General features: G+C 62.7%; 24 protein-coding genes and 3 pseudogenes. 26 read left to right on the plus strand and 1 reads right to left on the minus strand.

What is annotated here, in order from left to right; translation table 11 throughout:
- Positions 1-19: 19 nt before the first annotated feature.
- The 25 genes and pseudogenes from tuf to OXH60_01925 all read left to right on the plus strand — a co-directional run bounded on the left by tuf (position 20) and on the right by OXH60_01925 (position 14,752).
- Positions 20-1,204 (plus strand): elongation factor Tu, encoded by a 1,185-nt coding sequence (gene tuf, locus OXH60_01805; protein ID MDE0710852.1) that lies wholly within the window; start codon positions 20-22, stop codon positions 1,202-1,204.
- Between the two features lie 24 nt (positions 1,205-1,228).
- Positions 1,229-1,540 carry a 30S ribosomal protein S10 gene (rpsJ, locus tag OXH60_01810; GenBank protein MDE0710853.1) on the plus strand — a complete coding sequence of 104 codons (312 nt, stop codon included), beginning with the start codon at positions 1,229-1,231 and terminating at the stop codon, positions 1,538-1,540.
- Positions 1,541-1,544: 4 nt separating this feature from the next.
- Positions 1,545-2,213, plus strand: a pseudogene (gene rplC, locus OXH60_01815) (50S ribosomal protein L3).
- A 115-nt stretch (positions 2,214-2,328) separates the two neighbouring features.
- Positions 2,329-2,949 (plus strand): 50S ribosomal protein L4, encoded by a 621-nt coding sequence (gene rplD, locus OXH60_01820; GenBank protein MDE0710854.1) that lies wholly within the window; start codon positions 2,329-2,331, stop codon positions 2,947-2,949.
- The gene (locus OXH60_01825) at positions 2,946-3,239 is read left to right on the plus strand and encodes a 50S ribosomal protein L23 (GenBank protein ID MDE0710855.1); all 294 of its coding nucleotides are present in this window, start codon (positions 2,946-2,948) and stop codon (positions 3,237-3,239) included. Before rplD ends, OXH60_01825 begins: the two co-directional genes overlap by 4 nt.
- Before the next feature lie 2 nt (positions 3,240-3,241).
- Complete coding sequence (gene rplB, locus OXH60_01830) at positions 3,242-4,069, plus strand: 50S ribosomal protein L2 (GenBank protein ID MDE0710856.1); 828 nt, start codon at positions 3,242-3,244, stop codon at positions 4,067-4,069.
- An 11-nt stretch (positions 4,070-4,080) separates the two neighbouring features.
- Positions 4,081-4,359, plus strand: a complete 279-nt coding sequence (gene rpsS / locus OXH60_01835) for a 30S ribosomal protein S19 (protein ID MDE0710857.1) — start codon at positions 4,081-4,083, stop codon at positions 4,357-4,359.
- 6 nt (positions 4,360-4,365) lie between these two features.
- A complete protein-coding gene (rplV, locus tag OXH60_01840; protein ID MDE0710858.1) occupies positions 4,366-4,734 on the plus strand; it encodes a 50S ribosomal protein L22 in 369 nt (122 codons plus the stop codon).
- Between the two features lie 6 nt (positions 4,735-4,740).
- Positions 4,741-5,373 (plus strand): annotated as a pseudogene (rpsC, locus tag OXH60_01845) (30S ribosomal protein S3).
- Positions 5,374-5,882: 509 nt separating this feature from the next.
- The gene (rplP, locus tag OXH60_01850; protein ID MDE0710859.1) at positions 5,883-6,296 is read left to right on the plus strand and encodes a 50S ribosomal protein L16; all 414 of its coding nucleotides are present in this window, start codon (positions 5,883-5,885) and stop codon (positions 6,294-6,296) included.
- Between the two features lie 2 nt (positions 6,297-6,298).
- Positions 6,299-6,499, plus strand: coding sequence for a 50S ribosomal protein L29 (gene rpmC / locus OXH60_01855; GenBank protein MDE0710860.1), 201 nt, complete (start codon positions 6,299-6,301; stop codon positions 6,497-6,499).
- A gap of 3 nt (positions 6,500-6,502) precedes the next feature.
- Positions 6,503-6,742, plus strand: coding sequence for a 30S ribosomal protein S17 (rpsQ, locus tag OXH60_01860; protein MDE0710861.1), 240 nt, complete (start codon positions 6,503-6,505; stop codon positions 6,740-6,742).
- 12 nt (positions 6,743-6,754) lie between these two features.
- On the plus strand, positions 6,755-7,123 hold the full coding sequence (gene rplN, locus OXH60_01865) for a 50S ribosomal protein L14 (protein ID MDE0710862.1): 369 nt from the start codon (positions 6,755-6,757) through the stop codon (positions 7,121-7,123).
- Positions 7,123-7,446, plus strand: a complete 324-nt coding sequence (gene rplX, locus OXH60_01870) for a 50S ribosomal protein L24 (GenBank protein ID MDE0710863.1) — start codon at positions 7,123-7,125, stop codon at positions 7,444-7,446. The genes rplN and rplX overlap by 1 nt, the downstream gene beginning before the upstream one ends.
- A gap of 7 nt (positions 7,447-7,453) precedes the next feature.
- Positions 7,454-8,035, plus strand: a complete 582-nt coding sequence (gene rplE, locus OXH60_01875) for a 50S ribosomal protein L5 (GenBank protein MDE0710864.1) — start codon at positions 7,454-7,456, stop codon at positions 8,033-8,035.
- Between the two features lie 5 nt (positions 8,036-8,040).
- Positions 8,041-8,346 (plus strand): 30S ribosomal protein S14, encoded by a 306-nt coding sequence (gene rpsN, locus OXH60_01880; GenBank protein MDE0710865.1) that lies wholly within the window; start codon positions 8,041-8,043, stop codon positions 8,344-8,346.
- A 13-nt stretch (positions 8,347-8,359) separates the two neighbouring features.
- Positions 8,360-8,758 (plus strand): 30S ribosomal protein S8, encoded by a 399-nt coding sequence (gene rpsH / locus OXH60_01885; protein ID MDE0710866.1) that lies wholly within the window; start codon positions 8,360-8,362, stop codon positions 8,756-8,758.
- Positions 8,759-8,760: 2 nt separating this feature from the next.
- Complete coding sequence (gene rplF / locus OXH60_01890) at positions 8,761-9,294, plus strand: 50S ribosomal protein L6 (GenBank protein MDE0710867.1); 534 nt, start codon at positions 8,761-8,763, stop codon at positions 9,292-9,294.
- A gap of 27 nt (positions 9,295-9,321) precedes the next feature.
- Positions 9,322-9,663 (plus strand): 50S ribosomal protein L18, encoded by a 342-nt coding sequence (gene rplR, locus OXH60_01895; protein MDE0710868.1) that lies wholly within the window; start codon positions 9,322-9,324, stop codon positions 9,661-9,663.
- 20 nt (positions 9,664-9,683) lie between these two features.
- Positions 9,684-10,202, plus strand: a pseudogene (gene rpsE / locus OXH60_01900) (30S ribosomal protein S5).
- A gap of 177 nt (positions 10,203-10,379) precedes the next feature.
- On the plus strand, positions 10,380-10,595 hold the full coding sequence (rpmD, locus tag OXH60_01905; protein MDE0710869.1) for a 50S ribosomal protein L30: 216 nt from the start codon (positions 10,380-10,382) through the stop codon (positions 10,593-10,595).
- Positions 10,592-11,110 carry a 50S ribosomal protein L15 gene (gene rplO, locus OXH60_01910; protein ID MDE0710870.1) on the plus strand — a complete coding sequence of 173 codons (519 nt, stop codon included), beginning with the start codon at positions 10,592-10,594 and terminating at the stop codon, positions 11,108-11,110. The genes rpmD and rplO overlap by 4 nt, the downstream gene beginning before the upstream one ends.
- Before the next feature lie 64 nt (positions 11,111-11,174).
- The gene (secY, locus tag OXH60_01915) at positions 11,175-12,518 is read left to right on the plus strand and encodes a preprotein translocase subunit SecY (protein ID MDE0710871.1); all 1,344 of its coding nucleotides are present in this window, start codon (positions 11,175-11,177) and stop codon (positions 12,516-12,518) included.
- Positions 12,518-13,162 carry an adenylate kinase gene (locus OXH60_01920; protein MDE0710872.1) on the plus strand — a complete coding sequence of 215 codons (645 nt, stop codon included), beginning with the start codon at positions 12,518-12,520 and terminating at the stop codon, positions 13,160-13,162. Before secY ends, OXH60_01920 begins: the two co-directional genes overlap by 1 nt.
- 147 nt (positions 13,163-13,309) lie before the next feature.
- Positions 13,310-14,752 (plus strand): deoxyribodipyrimidine photo-lyase, encoded by a 1,443-nt coding sequence (locus OXH60_01925; protein MDE0710873.1) that lies wholly within the window; start codon positions 13,310-13,312, stop codon positions 14,750-14,752.
- A 189-nt stretch (positions 14,753-14,941) separates the two neighbouring features.
- On the opposite strand, the gene OXH60_01930 is transcribed toward OXH60_01925, so the two are convergent.
- Positions 14,942-16,765 carry an aminopeptidase P family protein gene (locus OXH60_01930; protein ID MDE0710874.1) on the minus strand — a complete coding sequence of 608 codons (1,824 nt, stop codon included), beginning with the start codon at positions 16,763-16,765 and terminating at the stop codon, positions 14,942-14,944.
- 318 nt (positions 16,766-17,083) lie between these two features.
- On the opposite strand from OXH60_01930, the gene clpX reads away from it, so the two are divergent.
- Positions 17,084-18,388: an ATP-dependent Clp protease ATP-binding subunit ClpX gene (clpX, locus tag OXH60_01935; protein MDE0710875.1), complete on the plus strand. Its 1,305-nt coding sequence runs from the start codon at positions 17,084-17,086 to the stop codon at positions 18,386-18,388.
- Positions 18,389-18,455 lie beyond the last annotated feature (67 nt).

An 18,455-nucleotide genomic window follows, 5' to 3' on the forward strand; every position in this document is an offset into this window, starting at 1 on the left:
AATGAAGGAGAAGTAGGCAATGGCCAAAGAGAAATTCGAACGGACCAAGCCGCATGTCAACGTGGGCACCATCGGCCATGTCGACCACGGCAAAACCACACTGACCGCGGCCATCACAAGGGTGCTGGCGGAGCGCGGCGGCGCGGAGTTCGTCGGATACGAGGAAATCGACCGGGCGCCGGAAGAAAAAGAGCGCGGCATCACGATCAATACGGCACACGTTGAGTATGAAACCGACGCTCGCCACTACGCCCACGTCGACTGTCCCGGACACGCCGACTACGTGAAGAACATGATCACCGGTGCGGCGCAGATGGACGGGGCCATTCTCGTCGTGTCCGCGGCCGACGGTCCGATGCCGCAGACGCGCGAGCACATTCTGCTTGCCAGGCAGGTCGGCGTGCCGGCGCTGGTGGTGTACCTCAACAAGGTCGACCAGGTGGATGACGAGGAACTCCTCGATCTGGTTGAACTCGAGGTGCGCGAACTCCTTTCCGAGTACGACTTTCCCGGTGATGACATTCCTGTACTCCGAGGCTCGGCGCTTCAGGCGTTGGAAGGGGAGCAGGCGGGCGAGGAGTCGGTCCTGGAGTTGATGCAGTCGGTCGACGAATACGTGCCGGAGCCTGATCGTCCGATCGACGGTGCGTTCCTGATGCCCATCGAGGATGTGTTCTCGATATCAGGCCGCGGGACCGTCGTAACGGGCCGTGTGGAACGCGGCATCGTCAAGGTCGGTGACGAGGTCGAAATTGTTGGCGTCAGAGAGACCGAGAAGACGACATGCACCGGCGTCGAGATGTTCCGCAAGCTGCTTGACCAAGGTCAGGCGGGCGACAACATCGGCGTGCTCCTCCGGGGTGTCGAACGCACGGGCGTGGAGCGTGGTCAGGTGCTGTCGAGACCGGGGTCGATCACTCCGCACACCAAGTTTCTCGCTGAGACCTATGTGCTGACCAAGGAAGAGGGAGGACGGCACACGCCGTTCTTCAAGAATTATCGGCCGCAGTTCTATTTCCGAACTACCGATGTGACTGGAACCGTCGCGTTGCCGGAGGGGACCGAAATGGTCATGCCCGGCGACAACGTGGAGCTCCAGGGCGAATTGATTGCGCCGATCGCGATGGAGGAGGGACTCCGGTTTGCGATCCGTGAAGGCGGCCGAACCGTCGCCTCCGGCGTCGTTACCAAGATCATCGCTTAAGGCGAAGCTGGGGCGGAGTGGACGATGGAACACCAGCGCATCCGGATCCGCCTCAAGGCGTTTGATCGGCGGCTGCTCGACGAATCCGCGCGCGAGATCGTGGGTACCGCGATGCGCACAGGAGCCCAGGTTCGTGGCCCCGTCCCGCTTCCCAATCGGATACAGCGCTTTACGGTCAACCGCTCGCCGCACATTGACAAGAAGTCGCGGGAGCAGTTTGAGATTCGCACACACAAGCGTGTGTTGGACATCTTGGACCCGACTCCGCAGACCGTGGACGCACTCATGAAGCTTGACTTGGCGGCAGGCGTCAACGTCGAGATCAAGTTGGGCTGACGGGATGCGATCCGGGGTTCTCGTACGCAAGCTGGGCATGACGCGCCTCTTCCTGGATGACGGCCAGCACTGTCCCGTCACGGTGCTCGCGTTGGAAGGTTGCGAAGTGGTCGGGCAGCGCACTCCGGAACGTGACGGGTACAGCGCCGTCCAGGTGGGTTCGGGCAGTGTGGCGGCTCGGAACGTCGCCAAGCCGCAACGAGCCGCCGCCGAGAAGAGCAGCGTGGGGCTGAAGCGCCATGTGCGGGAGTTCCGGGTTTCGCCGGAGAACATGCTTGAGACCGGAAGCCGTTTCCGCCCCGGCCATTTTGTGGTTGGCCAGTACGTTGACGCCCGCGGTGTCACCATTGGAAAAGGCTTTGCCGGCGCCATGAAGCGCCATAACTTCGGCGGCCTCCGGGCCTCGCACGGCGTGTCGATTTCGCACCGAAGTCATGGTTCCACGGGGAACAGCCAAGATCCCGGTCGCGTCTTCAAGGGAAAGAAGATGGCAGGGCAAATGGGCGCCCGACAACGGACCATCCAGAATCTTCAGGTGGTGTCGACCGACGAGGAACGTGGCGTGATTCTGGTGAAGGGCGGCGTTCCCGGTGCGCCAGGGAGCTGGCTCGCCCTGTCAGATGCAGTAAAACGGGCACTGCCACCCGGGGTGCCATTCCCGGCAGGGATTGAAGAGAAGCTATCGCCGACGGCTGCCGACGATGCGCCGGATCAGATCGAGGAGAGCGCCGCATCGACGGAAGAAGGCAACGATGCCCCGGTCGAGGCGGGGGACGGGGAGTGATCCGGTGAAGCTCGACGTTCGTACGCTCGACAACGAGAAGACTGGCGAGACCGAGCTCGCGGATACCGTGTTCGCGGTGGAGGTACGGAAGGACATCCTCCACCGGATGGTGAGCTACCAGTTGGCGCGCCGTCGTCGCGGCACGCGCAAGGCCCGCGAGCGTGGAGAGGTGACCGGTTCGACGGCGAAGATCTGGCGGCAGAAGGGTACTGGACGGGCACGCCACAGCTCCCGGAAGGCAGTGATCTTTCGTGGCGGCGGTGCGGTGCACGGTCCACGCCCGAGGAGCCACGCTCACTCGCTCCCGAAGAAAGTACGGCGCATGGCGCTTCGCTGCGCCCTTTCGGCAAAGGTGGCGGACCAGCAGGTCGTGGTGTTGGAATCGTTGTCGCTCCCCACGCCGCAAACCAAGGTTCTGGCAGAAAAACTCCGGGTGCTGGACGTCAAGCGCGCCCTGTTCGTTGCAGGTGGCGAAGTGGATCCCGGTTTCCGCCGGGCGGCCGCCAATCTCCCGGGCGTCAACTGCCTGCCGGTGCAGGGAGCGAACGTCTACGACATTCTTCGCCATGAGACGCTGGTGTTGCTTCCGGAGGCGATTCGCGCGCTGGAGGAACGGCTGTCATGAACGTCGAACGCTCCTGTGAGATCGTGCTCCGCCCGCTGGTGACCGAGAAGTCATCGGCCGCGCTGGAACACAATCAGGTCGTGTTCCGGGTTAGCCGACAGGCGACAAAGGCACAAATTCGCGAAGCAGTCGAGCGACTTTTCAAGGTCAAGGTCACCGCAGTCAACACGTTGGTAGCCAAGGGCAAGACCAAACGGCTGCGGGGCATCAAGGGGCGACGAAGCGACGTGAAGAAGGCGTTTGTGACGCTGGAGGCAGGGCAGTCAATCGATCTTGGGAGCGAGGTCTGACCATGGCTCTGAAGCAGCATCGTCCCGTGACCCCTGGTCGCCGTCAGCTAGTCCTGGTCGACCGGTCGACCCTGCACCGCGGGAAACCAGAGAAGGCCTTGACGGAAGGACTGTCCAGTACTGGCGGTCGCAACAACCAGGGCCGGATCACGATTTGGCACCGCGGTGGCGGACACAAGCGGAGATACCGACTGATCGACTTTCGGCGCCGTCGCGACGACAACCCTGCCACCGTCGAGCGTCTCGAGTACGACCCCAACCGGAGTGCCTTCATCGCGCTAATTCGGTACACGGACGGCACACTGTCCTACATCCTGGCGCCGCAGCGACTGGCCCCGGGCGACACCGTTGTTTCCGGCGACCGGACCGACATCAAGCCCGGTAACTGCATGCCGCTCCGCAACATGCCGGTCGGATCGATCATCCACAACATCGAGCTGAAGCCCGGTGCAGGTGGCCAATTGGCCCGGTCGGCCGGGAGTTACGCGCAACTGCTCGGCAAAGACCCGGACCGGGTTGTGATCCGACTGGTGTCCGGGGAACAACGCCTGGTGCGAGCCGACTGCCGGGCGACGGTCGGGTCGGTTTCGAACCCAGACCACCAGAATGCGAAGCTCGGGAAAGCGGGAAGAAGTCGCTGGTTGGGGCGGCGACCTCACGTGCGCGGCGTCGTTATGAATCCGGTGGACCATCCGCATGGCGGCGGCGAGGGTCGTACGTCAGGGGGGCGGCATCCCGTCACTCCGTGGGGTGTCTCCACGAAAGGTCACCGTACCCGTAGCAACAAGTCGACCGACCGTTGGATCATCCGACGTCGGCGGAAAAAGTAGGAGCCCATACGATGGCGCGGTCAGTGTGGAAGGGACCATTCGTGGATGGCTACCTGCTTCGTAAGGCGCAGCAAGCGAACGAAAGCGGTTCGCGCGCGCCGATCCGGACGTGGTCGCGTCGGTCCACGATCATGCCGCAGTTTGTCGGGCTCACTTTTGCTGTCCATAACGGCCGAAAGTTCATTCCAGTGCTGGTGTCGGAGGATATGGTCGGACACAAGTTCGGCGAATTCGCTCCGACCCGCACCTTTTATGGGCACGCCGGCGACCGCAAGGCGACCAGGCGTTGATTGGCCATGGGTAAACGTTCCGCTCCGAGCCGACTTCGCCCCAATGAAGCGATGGCCATGGCACGGGCTGTCAGGGTCAGCCCGCAGAAGCTGAATCTGGTGGCCGGGCTCATTCGCGGGCTCAACGTCAGCGATGCGGCCCGGGCTCTCGAGTTCTCCCGCAGGCGGGTGGCGAACGACGTTCGCAAGGTCCTGCTTTCAGCTGTGGCCAATGCGGAAGGCAACCGGTTGGATGCGGGCAAGCTGGTCGTCGCGGACGCGTCGGTCGGGAAATCGCTGGTGATGCGGCGCTTCCGGGCTCGTGCCAGGGGCCGGATGGGGCGCTACCGGCGAGCGTTCAGTCGCCTGACGATAATCGTGCGGGAAGAGGAATAGGCAGGCATGGGGCACAAGGTCAATCCGATCGGTTTGCGACTCGGCATCAACCGAACGTGGGACTCGCGCTGGTATGCGAGTGCCGACTACGCGGACTTGCTGCACGAAGACCTGCAGATCCGCCGCTACATCCAGTCCGACCTGAAGGGAGCCGGGATCAGCCGGATCACGATCGAACGCCCGCCCAAAAAGGCGCGGGTCATCATCCATACGGCCCGGCCAGGCATGGTGATCGGCAAAAAGGGCGCCGACATCGAGCGGATTCGCAAGAAGCTTGCCACCATGACCGAGAGCCAGATCCAGCTGAACATCGTCGAAATCCGCAAGCCGGAAATCGAGGCGCAGCTGGTAGCCGAAAATGTTGCCGAGCAGCTGGAAAGACGGGTTGCCTTCCGTCGTGCCATGAAACGCGCGGTCCAGGCGTCAATGCGCCTTGGCGCGCTCGGAATTCGAATCACGGTTGGTGGCCGGTTGGGCGGGGCCGAGATTGCGCGGGTGGAGTGGTACCGCGAAGGCCGCGTGCCGCTGCATACGCTGCGCGCCGACATCGACTATGGCATCGCCACCGCCCGTACCGCCTACGGAACCTGCGGCGTCAAGGTGTGGGTATTCCGTGGCGAGATCTTGGCGCACGACCCTTCGGCGATGGAGCGCACGCGGAGCGAGCAGCAGCAGCGACCACTCGCGGGCACTGGTCAGGGCGGCCGCTCCGGTTCAGGACGTGGAAACCGCTCATCACGGGCGGCCGGTGCGGAGCGTGCGCCCGCTGAAACCCCACCCGCCGACGCGGCTGCTGCGGTTGCGGACACGCCTCCGGTCGAATCGGATGCGGCCGTGGCAGCTACTCCCAATCCGGAACCGGCATCTGCGCCTGAGTCCGAGGAAGTCGCGACGCCTGCTCCCGATCCGAAGCCGGCATCTGCGTCAGAATCCGAGGAAGTCGCGGCGCCTGATCCGGAACCGGCATCTGCGCCTGAGTCCGAGGTAGCCGCAGCGCCAGCTTCTGATCCGGAACCGGAGTCTGGATCGGAGGCGGAGGTGACCACAGAACCTGCAGCCGACGTCAAGCCTGCAGCCGATGCTGAATCTCCGCCTGCTGATGGAACTGAAGAGTCGGCGGCCGACGAGGCAGAGGGAGATTCGCAGTCATGATGAGCCCGAAGCGGACCAAGTTCCGTAAAGCCCACAAGGGGCGGATCCGCGGCAACGCCAAGGGGGGAACCACGCTCAATTTCGGATCCTTCGGCATCAAGAGCCTGCAAGCTGAACGAGTCACGGCGCGGCAGATCGAAGCGGCCCGGCGTGCGGTGACGCGCCACATCCGCCGACAGGGACGGGTCTGGATCAGGATCTTTCCCGACGTTCCCGTCTCGACCAAACCTACGGAAGTGCGAATGGGCAAGGGGAAGGGTTCTCCCGAGTACTGGGTTTGTCGGGTCAAACCCGGCCGCGTCCTCTTTGAGCTTGATGGCGTCACTGCTGAGACGGCGCGACGCGCATTTGAATTGGCATCCGCCAAACTTCCGGTGCGGACGCGTTTCGTCACTCGGTTGGAGCAGTAGCGGTGGCATTACGAATCGCGGAAGTGCGGCAAAAAACCGACGATGAGCTCGCCACCATGTTGGAAGAACGAGCCCGTGAGCGCCTGAACCTACGATTCCGGCAGGCCACCGGGGAGCTCGAAAACACGGCGCGGGCCCGCGAAGCGCGGCGCGAGATCGCGCGGATCAAGACCGTGCTGAACGAACGCGCGAAAGGTTCCTGAGGTATGCCGAAACGCGTGATGCGTGGCGTCGTGGTGAGTGCTGCGCCGAAACAGACCGTCGTTGTTCGGGTGGAGCGTCTGGTCCGCCACCCGCTGTACAAGAAGTTCATCCGGCGGTCGGCAAAGTATCATGCTCATGACCCGGACAATGCCTGCCAGCCTGGTGACGTGGTGCGTATCCGCGAGCGCCGACCCATGTCCAAGCTCAAGTGCTGGGAAGTCCTTCCCACGGACGCCAACTGAGGTGCTGGAACAGTGATACAGGCCGAGACGAATCTGGGGGTTGCCGACAACTCCGGTGCCCGGCGTGTCCAGTGCATCAAGGTGTTGGGCGGCGCCAAGCGGCGCTATGCGTGGGTAGGCGATGTGATTGTGGTCTCGGTCAAGGAAGCCATTCCACGCGGACGCGTGAAGAAGGGTGACATTCATCGCGCCGTAATTGTACGTACCGCGAAGGAAATTCGCCGTTCTGACGGTACCTCGATCCGGTTTGATTCCAATGCGGCAGTACTGATCGACCGCGAAAACGAGCCAATCGGTACCCGAATTTTCGGACCTGTGACCCGTGAGCTGCGCGCCAAGAGATTCATGAAGATCATCAGTCTTGCGCCGGAGGTTCTGTGATGGCGGGCAAGTTCCGCATCCGCCGGGGTGACGAGGTCGTGGTGCGGACCGGTCGCGACCGGGGTCGTACCGGCGAGGTGATCAGGGTGGATCGCGAGCAGTCGCGGGTCGTCGTGCGCGGGGTCAATATCGCGCGACGCCACATGCGACCTTCGCCAGCCAATCCGGGTGGAATCGTGGAGCGGGAGCTACCGATTCATGTCTCGAATGTTGCTCTGCGAGACCCCTCCGATGGCCGTCCTACCAAGGTCGGCTACCGGCGGATGGATGACGGCCGCAAGGTGCGGATTGCGAAACGATCTGGCGATCTACTGGACGACTGAGGTCACCATGGCTGCACGTTTCCGTGAATTGTACGACACCCGCTACCGCGAGGAGCTGCAGCGGGAGTTGGAAATCGCCAACCTGTTTGCCGTGCCTCGGCTGGAGAAGATCGTGCTCAACATGGGTGTTGGGGTACCGACCCAATCGTCAATCCGAGGTGGCTTGGCCAAGGAGGATGACAAGGGGGTCGAGGGCGCACTTCGAGACCTCGAGGCGATTGCCGGCCAGAAGCCCGTAGCGACGGAGGCGCGCAAGCCGATCGCCGGCTTCAAGATTCGCCAGGGCATGAAGATCGGTTGCAAGGTGACGCTTCGATCCACGCGGATGTATGAGTTCCTGGATCGGCTGATCAACATCGCTCTTCCCCGCGTACGCGATTTCCGCGGGGTCGATCCGAACTCGTTTGACGGGAACGGGAATTTTGCGCTTGGCCTGCGCGAGCAGATCGTCTTTCCCGAAATCGATTACGACACGGTGGACCAGGTGCGGGGCCTCGACGTCGTGATCGGCACCACCACCACCAACGATGATTGGGCGCGTGCGCTGCTGCTCAAATTCAATATGCCCTTCCGTGGGCGGGGAGCCTGATTTCCATGGCCAAAGTGAGCGCCATCATGAAGAACCGTCGACGCCGTCAGATGGCCGAGCGTGGGCGTGGTGTCCGACTTGCTCTCAAAGCCAAAGTGCGCGATCGCAAGGCTCCGCCTGAGGAGCGGTTCCAGGCAGTGCTGACCCTGGCCAAGCTGCCGCGGAACGCCTCGCCCGTACGGATCCGCAACCGCTGCGAGCTGACCGGGCGGCCGCGCGGGTACTACCGGAAGATGCGGATTTCACGGATCGCGCTCCGGGAGCTTGCTTCCATGGGCCAGATTCCCGGCATGACCAAGGCGAGCTGGTAGGAGACTCCGGACGATGACCATGACGGACCCGCTGGCGGACATGCTGACTCGAATTCGCAACGGCCTGATGGCTGAGCGGCAGACGGTTCGCTGCCCGGATTCGCGGTTGCGAAGGAGCGTTCTCGAGGTGCTGCGGCAGGAGGGCTATATCCGCGCATGGAATGTCGAGGAGCTCGGCGGCCCGAAACGCGAGCTCGTGATCGAGCTCAAGTATCACAAGGGCGCGCCTGCAATTAAGGAGATCAAACGGGTTTCCAGTCCGTGCCGGCGTATCTATTCGCCGGCGCGCGAGATTCCGCGCTTCTATGGGGGCCTGGGTGTGCACGTGTTGTCGACGCCAGCGGGGGTCATGTCTGATCGAGCCGCCCGCGAGGCCAATGTTGGCGGCGAAGTTCTGTGTCGGGTGTTCTGACCGTGTCTCGAGTCGGCAAGCACCCCGTTCCAGTTCCGGATGGCGTTACCGTCACGATTGCGGGGCCTCGCGTGACGGTCGAGGGAAAGCTCGGGGTCCTTAGCCAGTCCTTTCCGACGAGTGTCGAGATTCGACAGGCGGATCAGCTGATCGAAGTGGCGCCGCGTTCGAAGAGCGATAATTCGCAAGCTGCGTGGGGCATGACGCGGGCATTGCTCGCGAACATGGTGACCGGTGTAAGCGCCGGATTCAGAAGATATCTCGACATTGAAGGGGTTGGTTACCGTGCTGCCTTCAAGGACGGCATTCTGAGCCTGCAGCTCGGTTACAGCCATGACGTCCACATCGCCGTGCCCGACGATCTGCAGGTAGCCTGCCCGAGGCCAACGGAGATCGAGATTTCAGGGGCCAGCCGGCAGCGTGTGGGGCAGCTGGCGGCTGAAATCCGGGCATTTCGCCCGCCCGAACCCTATAAGGGCAAGGGTGTCCGTTATCGGGGTGAGTACGTCCGCCGCAAGGAAGGAAAGAGGAAGTAGGTCATGGCTGTTTCTCCTCGGGAACGCATGCTTCGGCGACGGCGGCGCAATCGCCGCCGGGTTCGCGTCGCGGCCAATGGGCGGCCGCGACTGTCCGTATTTCGTTCGAATTGCCACATTTATGCCCAGGTCATTGACGACGAAGCGGGCCGGACGCTGGCTAGCGCATCGACACTCGATCGCGCACTGAGATCAGAAGGCAAAGGTGGTGGCGGGATCGAGGCCGCGCGCGCGGTTGGCGCGTTGGTTGCCCAACGTTCGAAGGAAGTTGGCGTTGACACTGTGGTCTTTGACCGCGGAAGTTATCTTTATCACGGTCGTGTGCGGGCGTTGGCCGAGGCGGCACGGGAGGGCGGTCTCGGGTTCTGAGCCCCGGACCGAGAGAGCGTATGGCGCGTAGACAACGTAATCCTGAGGAACGTCAGGAACTCACCGACAACCTGGTCAAGATTCGCCGGGTGGCCAAGGTAGTAAAGGGTGGGCGCCGCTTCGGGTTTGCTGCAATCGTCGTTGTCGGTGACGGCCAGGGACGCGTTGGCTTCGGTTCGGGCAAGGCCAAGGAGGTTCCGGAGGCGATACGCAAGGCGACGGAAAACGCCAAGGGAAGACTCATCCGCGTCCCACTGCGCGAGGGGCGTACCCTGCACCATGACACAAGTGGCAGGCTCGGCTCCGCCAAGGTGATCCTGCGTGCTGCTCCGGCAGGGACCGGCATCATTGCCGGAGGTCCTGTTCGCGCGGTTCTGGAGCGGCTTGGGGTGCAGGATGCGGTCGGCAAGTCAGTGGGCAGCGGCAACGCCATCAACATGGTACGCGCGACGTTCGATGCCCTGCAGAAAGTGCAATCGCCGGCCGACGTGGCCTCTCGGCGTGGCCTCAAGGTTTCTGAAATCCTCAATCGGACTGATCGACGGCGCCGGTCGGGCAAGGGCGCAAACGGTACGGATGGGTCCGGCAAGACTGCAGGCGGGCGAGCAAGCGAAGAGACCGAAACGCCGGCGGCCGACTCAACTGATGCGGCGCCGGCCGCCGCCGATGAGCCCGGCAAGAATCTCACTGAAGGCGCGACTTCCGCGTAATTCGTCATGGCGACTCCCCGTTCCGGACGCATTCGCGTCACCCAGATCAAGAGCCCAATTGGTCGCAAGCCCGTTCAGAGGAAGACACTGGTCGGACTAGGCCTGAATCGAATTGGTCGAGTTTCCGAACTCGAGGACACACCAGCCGTGCGCGGAATGATTACGCGGGTTCAGCATCTCGTCTCAATGGAAAAGATTACCGCCGGGGAGCCCAGCGAATGATGCTCCGAGAACTCGGGCCCTCCAAGGGGGCGCAACGCAACCGCAAGCGCGTCGGTCGCGGCATCGGCTCGGGCAGGGGAAAGACCTCTGGGCGGGGCCACAAGGGGCTGAAGGCTCGATCCGGTGCCAGCACTTCGGGTTTCGAAGGCGGGCAGATGCCGCTGTACCGCCGCCTCCCGAAGCGCGGATTTCGGCCTTTGTTTCGACGTAAGTTTGCCGAGGTGAATCTCAACCGGATTCAGGCGGCAGTTGATGCTGGCCGGCTGGACGCTGCTACGGTAGTGAATGCCTCTGTATTGCTGGAAACCGGGATCGTTCGGCGCGTGCGCGACGGCGTGCGCCTTCTCGGCTCCGGGTCCCTATCTGTGCCTATGACCTTTGAGGTTGCCGGAGCCTCTCGTTCCGCGATCACGGCCGTGGAACAAGCGGGCGGCAGTGTCCGTTTGTTGTCCTCCGGCAAATCAGGCGGAGACAAATCGCCTGCCGCGACGTCGGAAGAGTCCGCGGAGGCATGAACGTGATGAACCGCTGTGATTTCCGCCCGGGCAAGGGTGGTGATCCGCTGGGGAGTGCCGGCTGATGGCATCTGCCGCCGAACAACTCGCTGCCAATATCAATTTTGGTGCGATAGCCCAAGCAACCGAGCTCAAGCGGCGCATCTGGTTCACATTAGGCGCGCTGATCGTCTACCGAATTGGGACCTACATCCCGCTGCCTGGGATCGAGACCAGCGCGGTGGCAGACGTCTTCCAGCAGAATTCGGGCGGCATCCTCGGGATGTTCGACATGTTTGCCGGCGGCGCGCTGGGCAGAATGACGATATTCGCCCTGAATATCATGCCGTACATCTCTGCCTCCATCATCATTCAGTTGATGACGACTGTCTCGGCACATCTCGCGCAACTGAAGAAAGAGGGCGAATCCGGACGCCAGCGGATCACCCAGTACACGCGGTACGGCACGGTGATCCTCGCGGCCATGCAGGCACTCGGGATTGCCGTCGGGTTGGAAAGCCTTTCCGGTTCGCAGGGGCCGGCCGTACGCGACCCGGGCCTGTTTTTCCGGTTCGTGACCGTGATCACGCTCACGGGCGGCACCGTGTTCCTGATGTGGCTTGGTGAGCAGATTACCTCGCGCGGAATCGGAAACGGGATCTCGCTCATCATCATGGCCGGAATCGTTGCCGAGCTGCCCGCGGCTCTGGTGGCGACACTGGAGCTGGGCCGCACTGGTGCCTTGTCGGGCGCGCTGATCATCCTGTTGATGGCGTTGGCGGTAGCAGTGATCGCTTTCATCGTGTTCATCGAGCGGGCGCAGCGCCGCATTCTCATCCAATACCCGAAGCGGCAACTGGGAACCAAGACATTCGGTGGCGATACCAGTAGCTACCTGCCGCTCAAGCTCAATACGTCGGGCGTGATTCCGCCGATTTTCGCGAGCTCGATCCTCCTGCTGCCGGTCACGGCGCTCAGTTTCAATGCGGGACAGGGCCCGTCGTGGCTGCTGGACGTCACGGCCGCGCTGGGACGAGGGCAGCCAGCCTACCTTGCCCTTTACGTCGGCGGGATCGTGTTCTTCGCATTTTTCTACACGTCAGTGGTCTTCAATCCCGCCGACACTGCGGACAACCTCAAAAAGTATGGCGGCTTTGTGCCGGGTGTGAGGCCCGGTGCCAATACAGCGGCCTACATCGACCGCATCCTGACGCGTCTTACCACCGCCGGGGCGGCGTACCTTGCCTTGGTGTGTCTCTTGCCAGAGATGCTGATCTCGCAGTACGCGGTGCCGTTCTATTTTGGCGGGACCAGCCTGTTGATCGTGGTTAACGTAACGATGGATACCGTCGCGCAGATCCATTCCCACCTTGTCGCGCGCCAATTCGAGGGCCTAATCAAGAAAGCGAAGCTCCGGGGCCGATCGTAATGCGCTTGGTGCTGCTGGGTCCGCCGGGATGTGGGAAGGGCACTCAGGCAGCTGTTCTACGTGATCGTTTCGGGATTCCACATCTATCGACAGGCGCGATGCTGCGGTCAGCCGTGGAAGCGGACACCGAGATCGGACGTCGTGCCGCCTCGATCATGAGCCGGGGAGCTCTGGTTCCGGACGAGGTGGTCCAGAAAATCGTTGCACTTCGGTTGGGCCTGGAAGACTGCGCGCGTGGCTACATCCTCGATGGCTTTCCGCGCACTGTGGCTCAGGCCGATGCCCTTGAACAGATGCTGGACCGGGCCGACCACGCGCTCGATCAAGTGATCGAGTTCACGATTTCGGAAGATGAGCTGGTGCGCCGCATCACAGGACGGTACGTGTGTACCAAGTGTGACGCCGTCTACAACGAGCATTCCAAGCCGACCCAGCGGAAGAATATCTGTGACGTGTGTGGCGGCACAGTGTTTCGTCGTCGAGAGGACGACCGTGCGGAAACCGTGGCGGAGCGCATGGCGGCATACCGGGCGGAAACGGCGCCATTGGTGCCCTACTACGGAAGCAGGGGCCTGTTGACGCAGATCGACGGCACCCAGAGTACGGTCAAGGTGACTGATGCACTGCTCGGAGCGCTTTCCTGATTCCACCTTGAGGCGACTCTTCCTCGTTGCAGCTGCCAGCGTCCGAGGCGGGCCCCGCCAGGCCCACCGGGTGCCACTCCTCGGTTCCGACTGTGTCTGGTCCCGATCGCTGCGGCTCACGGTTTGTATGACCAGCGATGGGGCGGGATGAAGCCCGTCCTGGCTTGGTTCCGCGACGACCTGCGGCTGTCGGACAACCTGGCACTTGGCTGGGCAGTCCAGACCGGCAGTCCAGTCATTCCCGTGTTCATACTGGATGGGGAGCCCGGCGCCCGGGCCGCCGGGAACGCCTCCCGATGGTGGCTGCACGGCAGCCTTCAGGCACTGACGGCCTCACTGGGTGTCCTGGGCAGTCGACTGATTCTTCGTCGAGGCGCGCCTGGAGCCGCGCTCGAGACCCTGGCCAAGGAAGCCGAGGCATGGGCGGTCTGCTGGAATCGGCGATTCGATCCTGTGCTGAGCGGTCAGGACCGTGCGGTCGAAGCCCAACTGCGTGCCGCGGGCTTGGAGATTCGGACGTTCAACTCCGCGTTGCTGGTTGAGCCCCGCGAAATCCGAACCGGAAACGGCTCCCCCTACAAAGTCTTTGCCCCGTTTTGGCGGCGATGCCTTGCACGGGAGTTCCGGCGACCGCAGCGGCCCCCGTTGTCGCTGCCCCTGCCGACAACCTGGCCCGCCAGCGAACCGCTCGAAGCGTGGCGGCGTGGTCGCAGCAACCCGCAATGGCCCGATCGCCAGGCCGCCCATTGGAAGCCAGGAGAAGCTGGGGCGTTGTCCCGGCTGGAAGATTTTGTGCAGGGTGCGGCGAGCAGGTACGCAACCGATCGAGACAAGCCAGGAACGTCCGGTACCAGCAGGCTCTCGCCGCACCTGCACTTTGGTGAGGTCGGGCCATGCCAAATTGCAGATAGCCTCGCGCGGAGCGGCCGTGTTCGGGCGGAAGACGCGTACCTTCGGCAGCTCGGTTGGCGGGAGTTCAGCCAATACCTGCTGTTTCACAACCCGGACTTGGGAACCGTCAACCTGCGAGACGACTTCGACCGGATGCCGTGGCGAGACAGCCCGGCAGACCTGCGGAGGTGGCAGCAGGGGCAGACAGGCTATCCGCTGGTCGATGCCGGAATGCGCGAACTGCTCGCCACGGGCTGGATGCACAACCGTGTCCGGATGGTCGTGGCGTCCTTCCTGACCAAACATCTATTGATTGACTGGCGGTCGGGCGCGGATTGGTTCTGGCAAACGCTGGTCGACGCTGACTGGGCCAACAACAATACATCCTGGCAATGGGTGGCCGGCACTGGCACCGATGCCACTCCGTACGTTCGGGTCTTCAATCCGGTAGCCCAGTCGCAGCGATTCGATCCCGAGGGAGGGTATGTCCGAACCTGGGTCCCGGAGCTGGGGCGAATGCCCGACCGCTTTGTCCACGCACCTTGGACGGCATCCGCACCGGTCCTAGCCGAGGCCGGAGTTCTGTTAGGCGAGACCTATCCGACCCCGATGGTGGATCACGCCGAAGCCCGGCAGCGTGCCCTTCGGGTCTATCGAAGTCTGGTTCGTGGCGACCGCATCGCCAGTCGTCGCGGATGATCAACAACAACGACCCGGCCATGGCGCTCGCTGCGCCTGCGGGGTACTTGCCCAATGCGAACCGTCAGGTGGCACCAGTTCACTGAACTTTCCTGGTGGGTTCGTTTCGCAGTTCGAACCGCCATACCAGCGGAATTGCGCCGGTGCCCTGCGGAAGTGGTGGTGAAGGGCTCCGCAGGAGCACAGACCTCATGTCCGCAACGGTGCGCACGCTTCAGCCAGCCAAGCCCGAGTGCTCGGGGCAAGCCTTGGGGAAAGGGTCGATTCGACGCGCCGGTGATAGCTATCAAGCCAATGCACCTCGTCCGGGTTGAGCATGTCCGCAACGACTAGCCGGCGGTCAATTGGCGCCAGTGTCAAGGTTTCGAAGCCAAGCAGGGCCAACTCGGCGCCTTCAGGTTCAGGCTCGTCGCGCACCGCAACAAGGTTCTCGATACGTATTCCGTATGCGTCTTCAAGGTAATAACCCGGCTCATTCGAGATCACCATCCCCGCCGTGAGCGGCACCAGGGCACTCTTTGAGACAGTGGGCGGGCCGCCCGCGCGGTTGATCCGAAAGGAGATCGACTGGGGACCTTCGTGCACATTGAGAAAGCTCCCTACGCCATGACCGGTGCCGTGGTCGTATGTGAGCCCAGCCTGCCACAGTGGCGCCCGAGCGAGGATGTCCAGTTGGCCGCCGGGCGTGCCGACGGGAAAGCGCGCCGACGCCAGCGCGATATGCCCTTTGAGCACGCGGGTAAACCGGTCACACATTTGCGGTTCCGGATGGCCCACTGCGACGGTCCGAGTGACATCGGTCGTGCCACCAGGGTACTGGCCGCCGCTGTCCACGAGGTAGAGATTTCCGGGACGAAGCTGCCGGTCAGTTTCCGGTGTTGCCCGGTAGTGGACGATGGCCCCGTGTGGACCAGTACCGGAAATCGTGGGGAAGCTGGGCGACTTGAAGTCGGGACACTCTCGCCGGAATGCCTCCAACTGCATGGCCGCGCGGCACTCGCTAACGTTTCCGGCCAGCGCGTTTGCGTCGAGCCAACACAGGAACTTGGCCATCGCCAAGCCGTCGATTTCGTGCACATCCCGCATGCCGCGCAGCTCGGCGGAATTCTTTACCGCTCTCGGAAGTTCGACGGGGTCGGGGGCATGTCGAACATCGGCCCCCGACTCAGTCAAGAGTGTCTGAATCCACACGGGAGTTGAGGCTGGGTCTAGTTGCACCGTGGCCTGGTTTGCTCCGAACTCAGACAAAGATTCCCGGAGCGTCGACCGAGGATGCAGGGACACTGCATCACCCAGATGCGACCGCACTTCGTCAGTCACGCTCGCGGGATTTGCGAACAATTGAGCGGACCCGTCACACATCAGGATGGCGATGGCCAGCGCCACAGGCGAATACGGCAGGTCGCTCCCGCGGACATTGAGGAGCCAGGCGACCGATTCGCAGGACGTCAGTACTGTTGCCGCGACCGCATTTTGCTCGAGGACCGCCGCGAGTCGGGTGCGTTTGTCTGCACTCGATTCGCCCGCATATCGGATCGGGTGAGGGAGAATGCTCCCGGTCGGCAGCGGCGGTCGGTCGGTCCAGTGTTCATCGATGGGATTGGAGTCCGTGGGTACCAGTCGCCCGCCTGCCCGTTCGACGGCCTGAGCCATTTGTTTGGTGCGGCTGACGCTGAACAGTCGTGGATCAAAGCCGATGCCTGCGTCCTCTCCCATCGCATCGGAGAGCCAGCGGCCAGGGGGGCAGGCACCGCTGTTGAGAACTTCGTAACAGCTTGTTTCAACTTGCGAGCGTGCCTGTATCGTGTACCGGCCGTCGACAAACAACGCCGCCCGGTCCTCGAGTACTACTGCGGTTCCCGCGGAACCGGTGAAGCCGGTCAGCCACGCCAGCCGTTCCGCCGCAGCGGGGATGAACTCGCCAAGGAACTCGTCTTCATGCGGTTGTACGAAACCTCGGAGCCCGTGTTTTGTCAGCCAATTCCGAACCAGCTGCAGGCGTTTCCCGTTCATGTCGTCTGTTGCCGAATCGAGTGGTGCCGGACTTGTCGATCGTGTCGTTGAAGTAGCGAAGTTCAATATTAGCACCGAAGCTTCGGCTGGCATCCCTTGCCGGTCGGGCCGTCCGGTTTGTAGCGCCGCTGGTGTTCTTCCGGGGGCCGGCGCCCAGGGGGACCTCGGCGTTCCGCCGGTTTCCCCCTAAATGAGATGTATGGAGCGGAAGGCCCTTCAAGGCATGGCATTTAGCTTGCGCCAACGGCCCGCGAAGGGCTAGATTTCTCTCCTTATTGGGGCCGTGACGAACGGTTCAGTTACGCGTGCGGGCGGCAAATGAGCGATTCCACCGGCAAGGACGGAAAAAACAGTCTGTTTTGCTCGTTCTGCGGCAAGAGCCAACACGAAGTCCGAAAACTGATTGCCGGCCCGACCGTGTTCATCTGCGATGAATGCGTCGAACTGTGCATGGACATCATTCGTGAGGACAATCACTCCAGTCTGGTAAAGAGCCGCGAGGGCGTCCCCACCCCGGCCGAGATTTGCTCGGTACTCGATGACTATGTCGTCGGTCAGGATCACGCCAAGCGGGTGTTGTCCGTCGCCGTACACAATCACTACAAGCGGCTTGCCCATGGCCTCAAGTCGTCGGATGTCGAGCTGGCCAAGTCGAACATTCTCCTGATTGGCCCGACCGGGAGCGGCAAGACGCTCCTGGCACAGACCCTGGCTCGTATCCTGGATGTTCCGTTCACCATGGCAGACGCTACCACGCTGACCGAGGCCGGCTACGTGGGCGAGGATGTCGAGAACATCATTCTCCATCTGCTGCAGAATTCCGAGTACAACGTGGAGCGTGCCCAACGCGGCATCGTCTACGTCGACGAAATCGACAAGATCAGCCGCAAGTCGGACAATCCCTCCATCACGCGCGATGTGTCTGGCGAGGGCGTGCAGCAGGCGCTGCTCAAGATCATGGAGGGCACGGTCGCAAGTGTCCCACCGCAGGGCGGCCGCAAACACCCGCAGCAGGAGTTTCTGCAGGTCGACACCACCAACATCCTGTTCATCTGCGGTGGTGCGTTCAGCGGTCTCGAACGGATCATCGCCGATCGGGAAACGGGAACCGGCATCGGCTTCGGTGCCGACGTACGTTCACCGGAAGAGGCGCGCAAGGACGACATCCTGAAGAAGGTGCAGCCGGAAGATCTGCTTCGCTATGGGCTGATCCCGGAGTTCATCGGTCGACTGCCAGTCGCGACCACCCTGCGGGAACTCGATGAGCCAGCGCTTGTCGAGATCATCACGACCCCGAAGAACGCACTGGTGAAGCAATACGCGCGCATGTTCGAAATGGAAGGTGCGAAGCTGACGGTCACCGATGATGCGGTCCGTGTGATCGCGCGCCGGGCCATTTCACAGAAAACCGGCGCCCGTGGCCTTCGCTCGATCTTTGAGGCTATTCTGCTGGATACAATGTTCCATCTGCCGTCGCACGATGGAGTACAGGAAGTCGTCATTGACTCGGAAGTCGCCGAGGGCCGTCGACAGCCCCTGATGATCTTCGCGGATCCCGCGGTCGGATCTTCGGTCGAACGCGCACAACCCCGCGCCATCTCTGGAGCGCGCGCAGGGTCTTGAAATAGGGCTTCGGAGTTCACAACTCTGCTAGGCACCGCCAGCCGTTTCCGGAGCCACTAAGGACACA

The sequence above is a fragment of the Rhodospirillales bacterium genome, from assembly GCA_028824295.1.
GTDB lineage: Bacteria > Pseudomonadota > Alphaproteobacteria > TMED109 > TMED109 > VXPW01.

Coding starts and splice junctions, on each gene's coding strand:
- rpsQ (MDE0710861.1), top strand. CDS start 6,503: ATGCCGAAACGCGTGATGCGTGGCGTCGTGGTGAGTGCTGCGCCGAAA.
- OXH60_01930 (MDE0710874.1), bottom strand. CDS start 16,765: ATGAACGGGAAACGCCTGCAGCTGGTTCGGAATTGGCTGACAAAACAC.
- rplO (MDE0710870.1), top strand. CDS start 10,592: ATGATGCTCCGAGAACTCGGGCCCTCCAAGGGGGCGCAACGCAACCGC.
- secY (MDE0710871.1), top strand. CDS start 11,175: ATGGCATCTGCCGCCGAACAACTCGCTGCCAATATCAATTTTGGTGCG.
- tuf (MDE0710852.1), top strand. CDS start 20: ATGGCCAAAGAGAAATTCGAACGGACCAAGCCGCATGTCAACGTGGGC.
- rpsN (MDE0710865.1), top strand. CDS start 8,041: ATGGCCAAAGTGAGCGCCATCATGAAGAACCGTCGACGCCGTCAGATG.
- rplV (MDE0710858.1), top strand. CDS start 4,366: ATGGGTAAACGTTCCGCTCCGAGCCGACTTCGCCCCAATGAAGCGATG.
- rplX (MDE0710863.1), top strand. CDS start 7,123: ATGGCGGGCAAGTTCCGCATCCGCCGGGGTGACGAGGTCGTGGTGCGG.
- rplP (MDE0710859.1), top strand. CDS start 5,883: ATGATGAGCCCGAAGCGGACCAAGTTCCGTAAAGCCCACAAGGGGCGG.
- rpsJ (MDE0710853.1), top strand. CDS start 1,229: ATGGAACACCAGCGCATCCGGATCCGCCTCAAGGCGTTTGATCGGCGG.
- rplE (MDE0710864.1), top strand. CDS start 7,454: ATGGCTGCACGTTTCCGTGAATTGTACGACACCCGCTACCGCGAGGAG.
- OXH60_01920 (MDE0710872.1), top strand. CDS start 12,518: ATGCGCTTGGTGCTGCTGGGTCCGCCGGGATGTGGGAAGGGCACTCAG.
- rplR (MDE0710868.1), top strand. CDS start 9,322: ATGCTTCGGCGACGGCGGCGCAATCGCCGCCGGGTTCGCGTCGCGGCC.
- OXH60_01825 (MDE0710855.1), top strand. CDS start 2,946: ATGAACGTCGAACGCTCCTGTGAGATCGTGCTCCGCCCGCTGGTGACC.
- rpmD (MDE0710869.1), top strand. CDS start 10,380: ATGGCGACTCCCCGTTCCGGACGCATTCGCGTCACCCAGATCAAGAGC.
- rpsH (MDE0710866.1), top strand. CDS start 8,360: ATGACCATGACGGACCCGCTGGCGGACATGCTGACTCGAATTCGCAAC.
- rplB (MDE0710856.1), top strand. CDS start 3,242: ATGGCTCTGAAGCAGCATCGTCCCGTGACCCCTGGTCGCCGTCAGCTA.
- clpX (MDE0710875.1), top strand. CDS start 17,084: ATGAGCGATTCCACCGGCAAGGACGGAAAAAACAGTCTGTTTTGCTCG.
- OXH60_01925 (MDE0710873.1), top strand. CDS start 13,310: ATGAAGCCCGTCCTGGCTTGGTTCCGCGACGACCTGCGGCTGTCGGAC.
- rpsS (MDE0710857.1), top strand. CDS start 4,081: ATGGCGCGGTCAGTGTGGAAGGGACCATTCGTGGATGGCTACCTGCTT.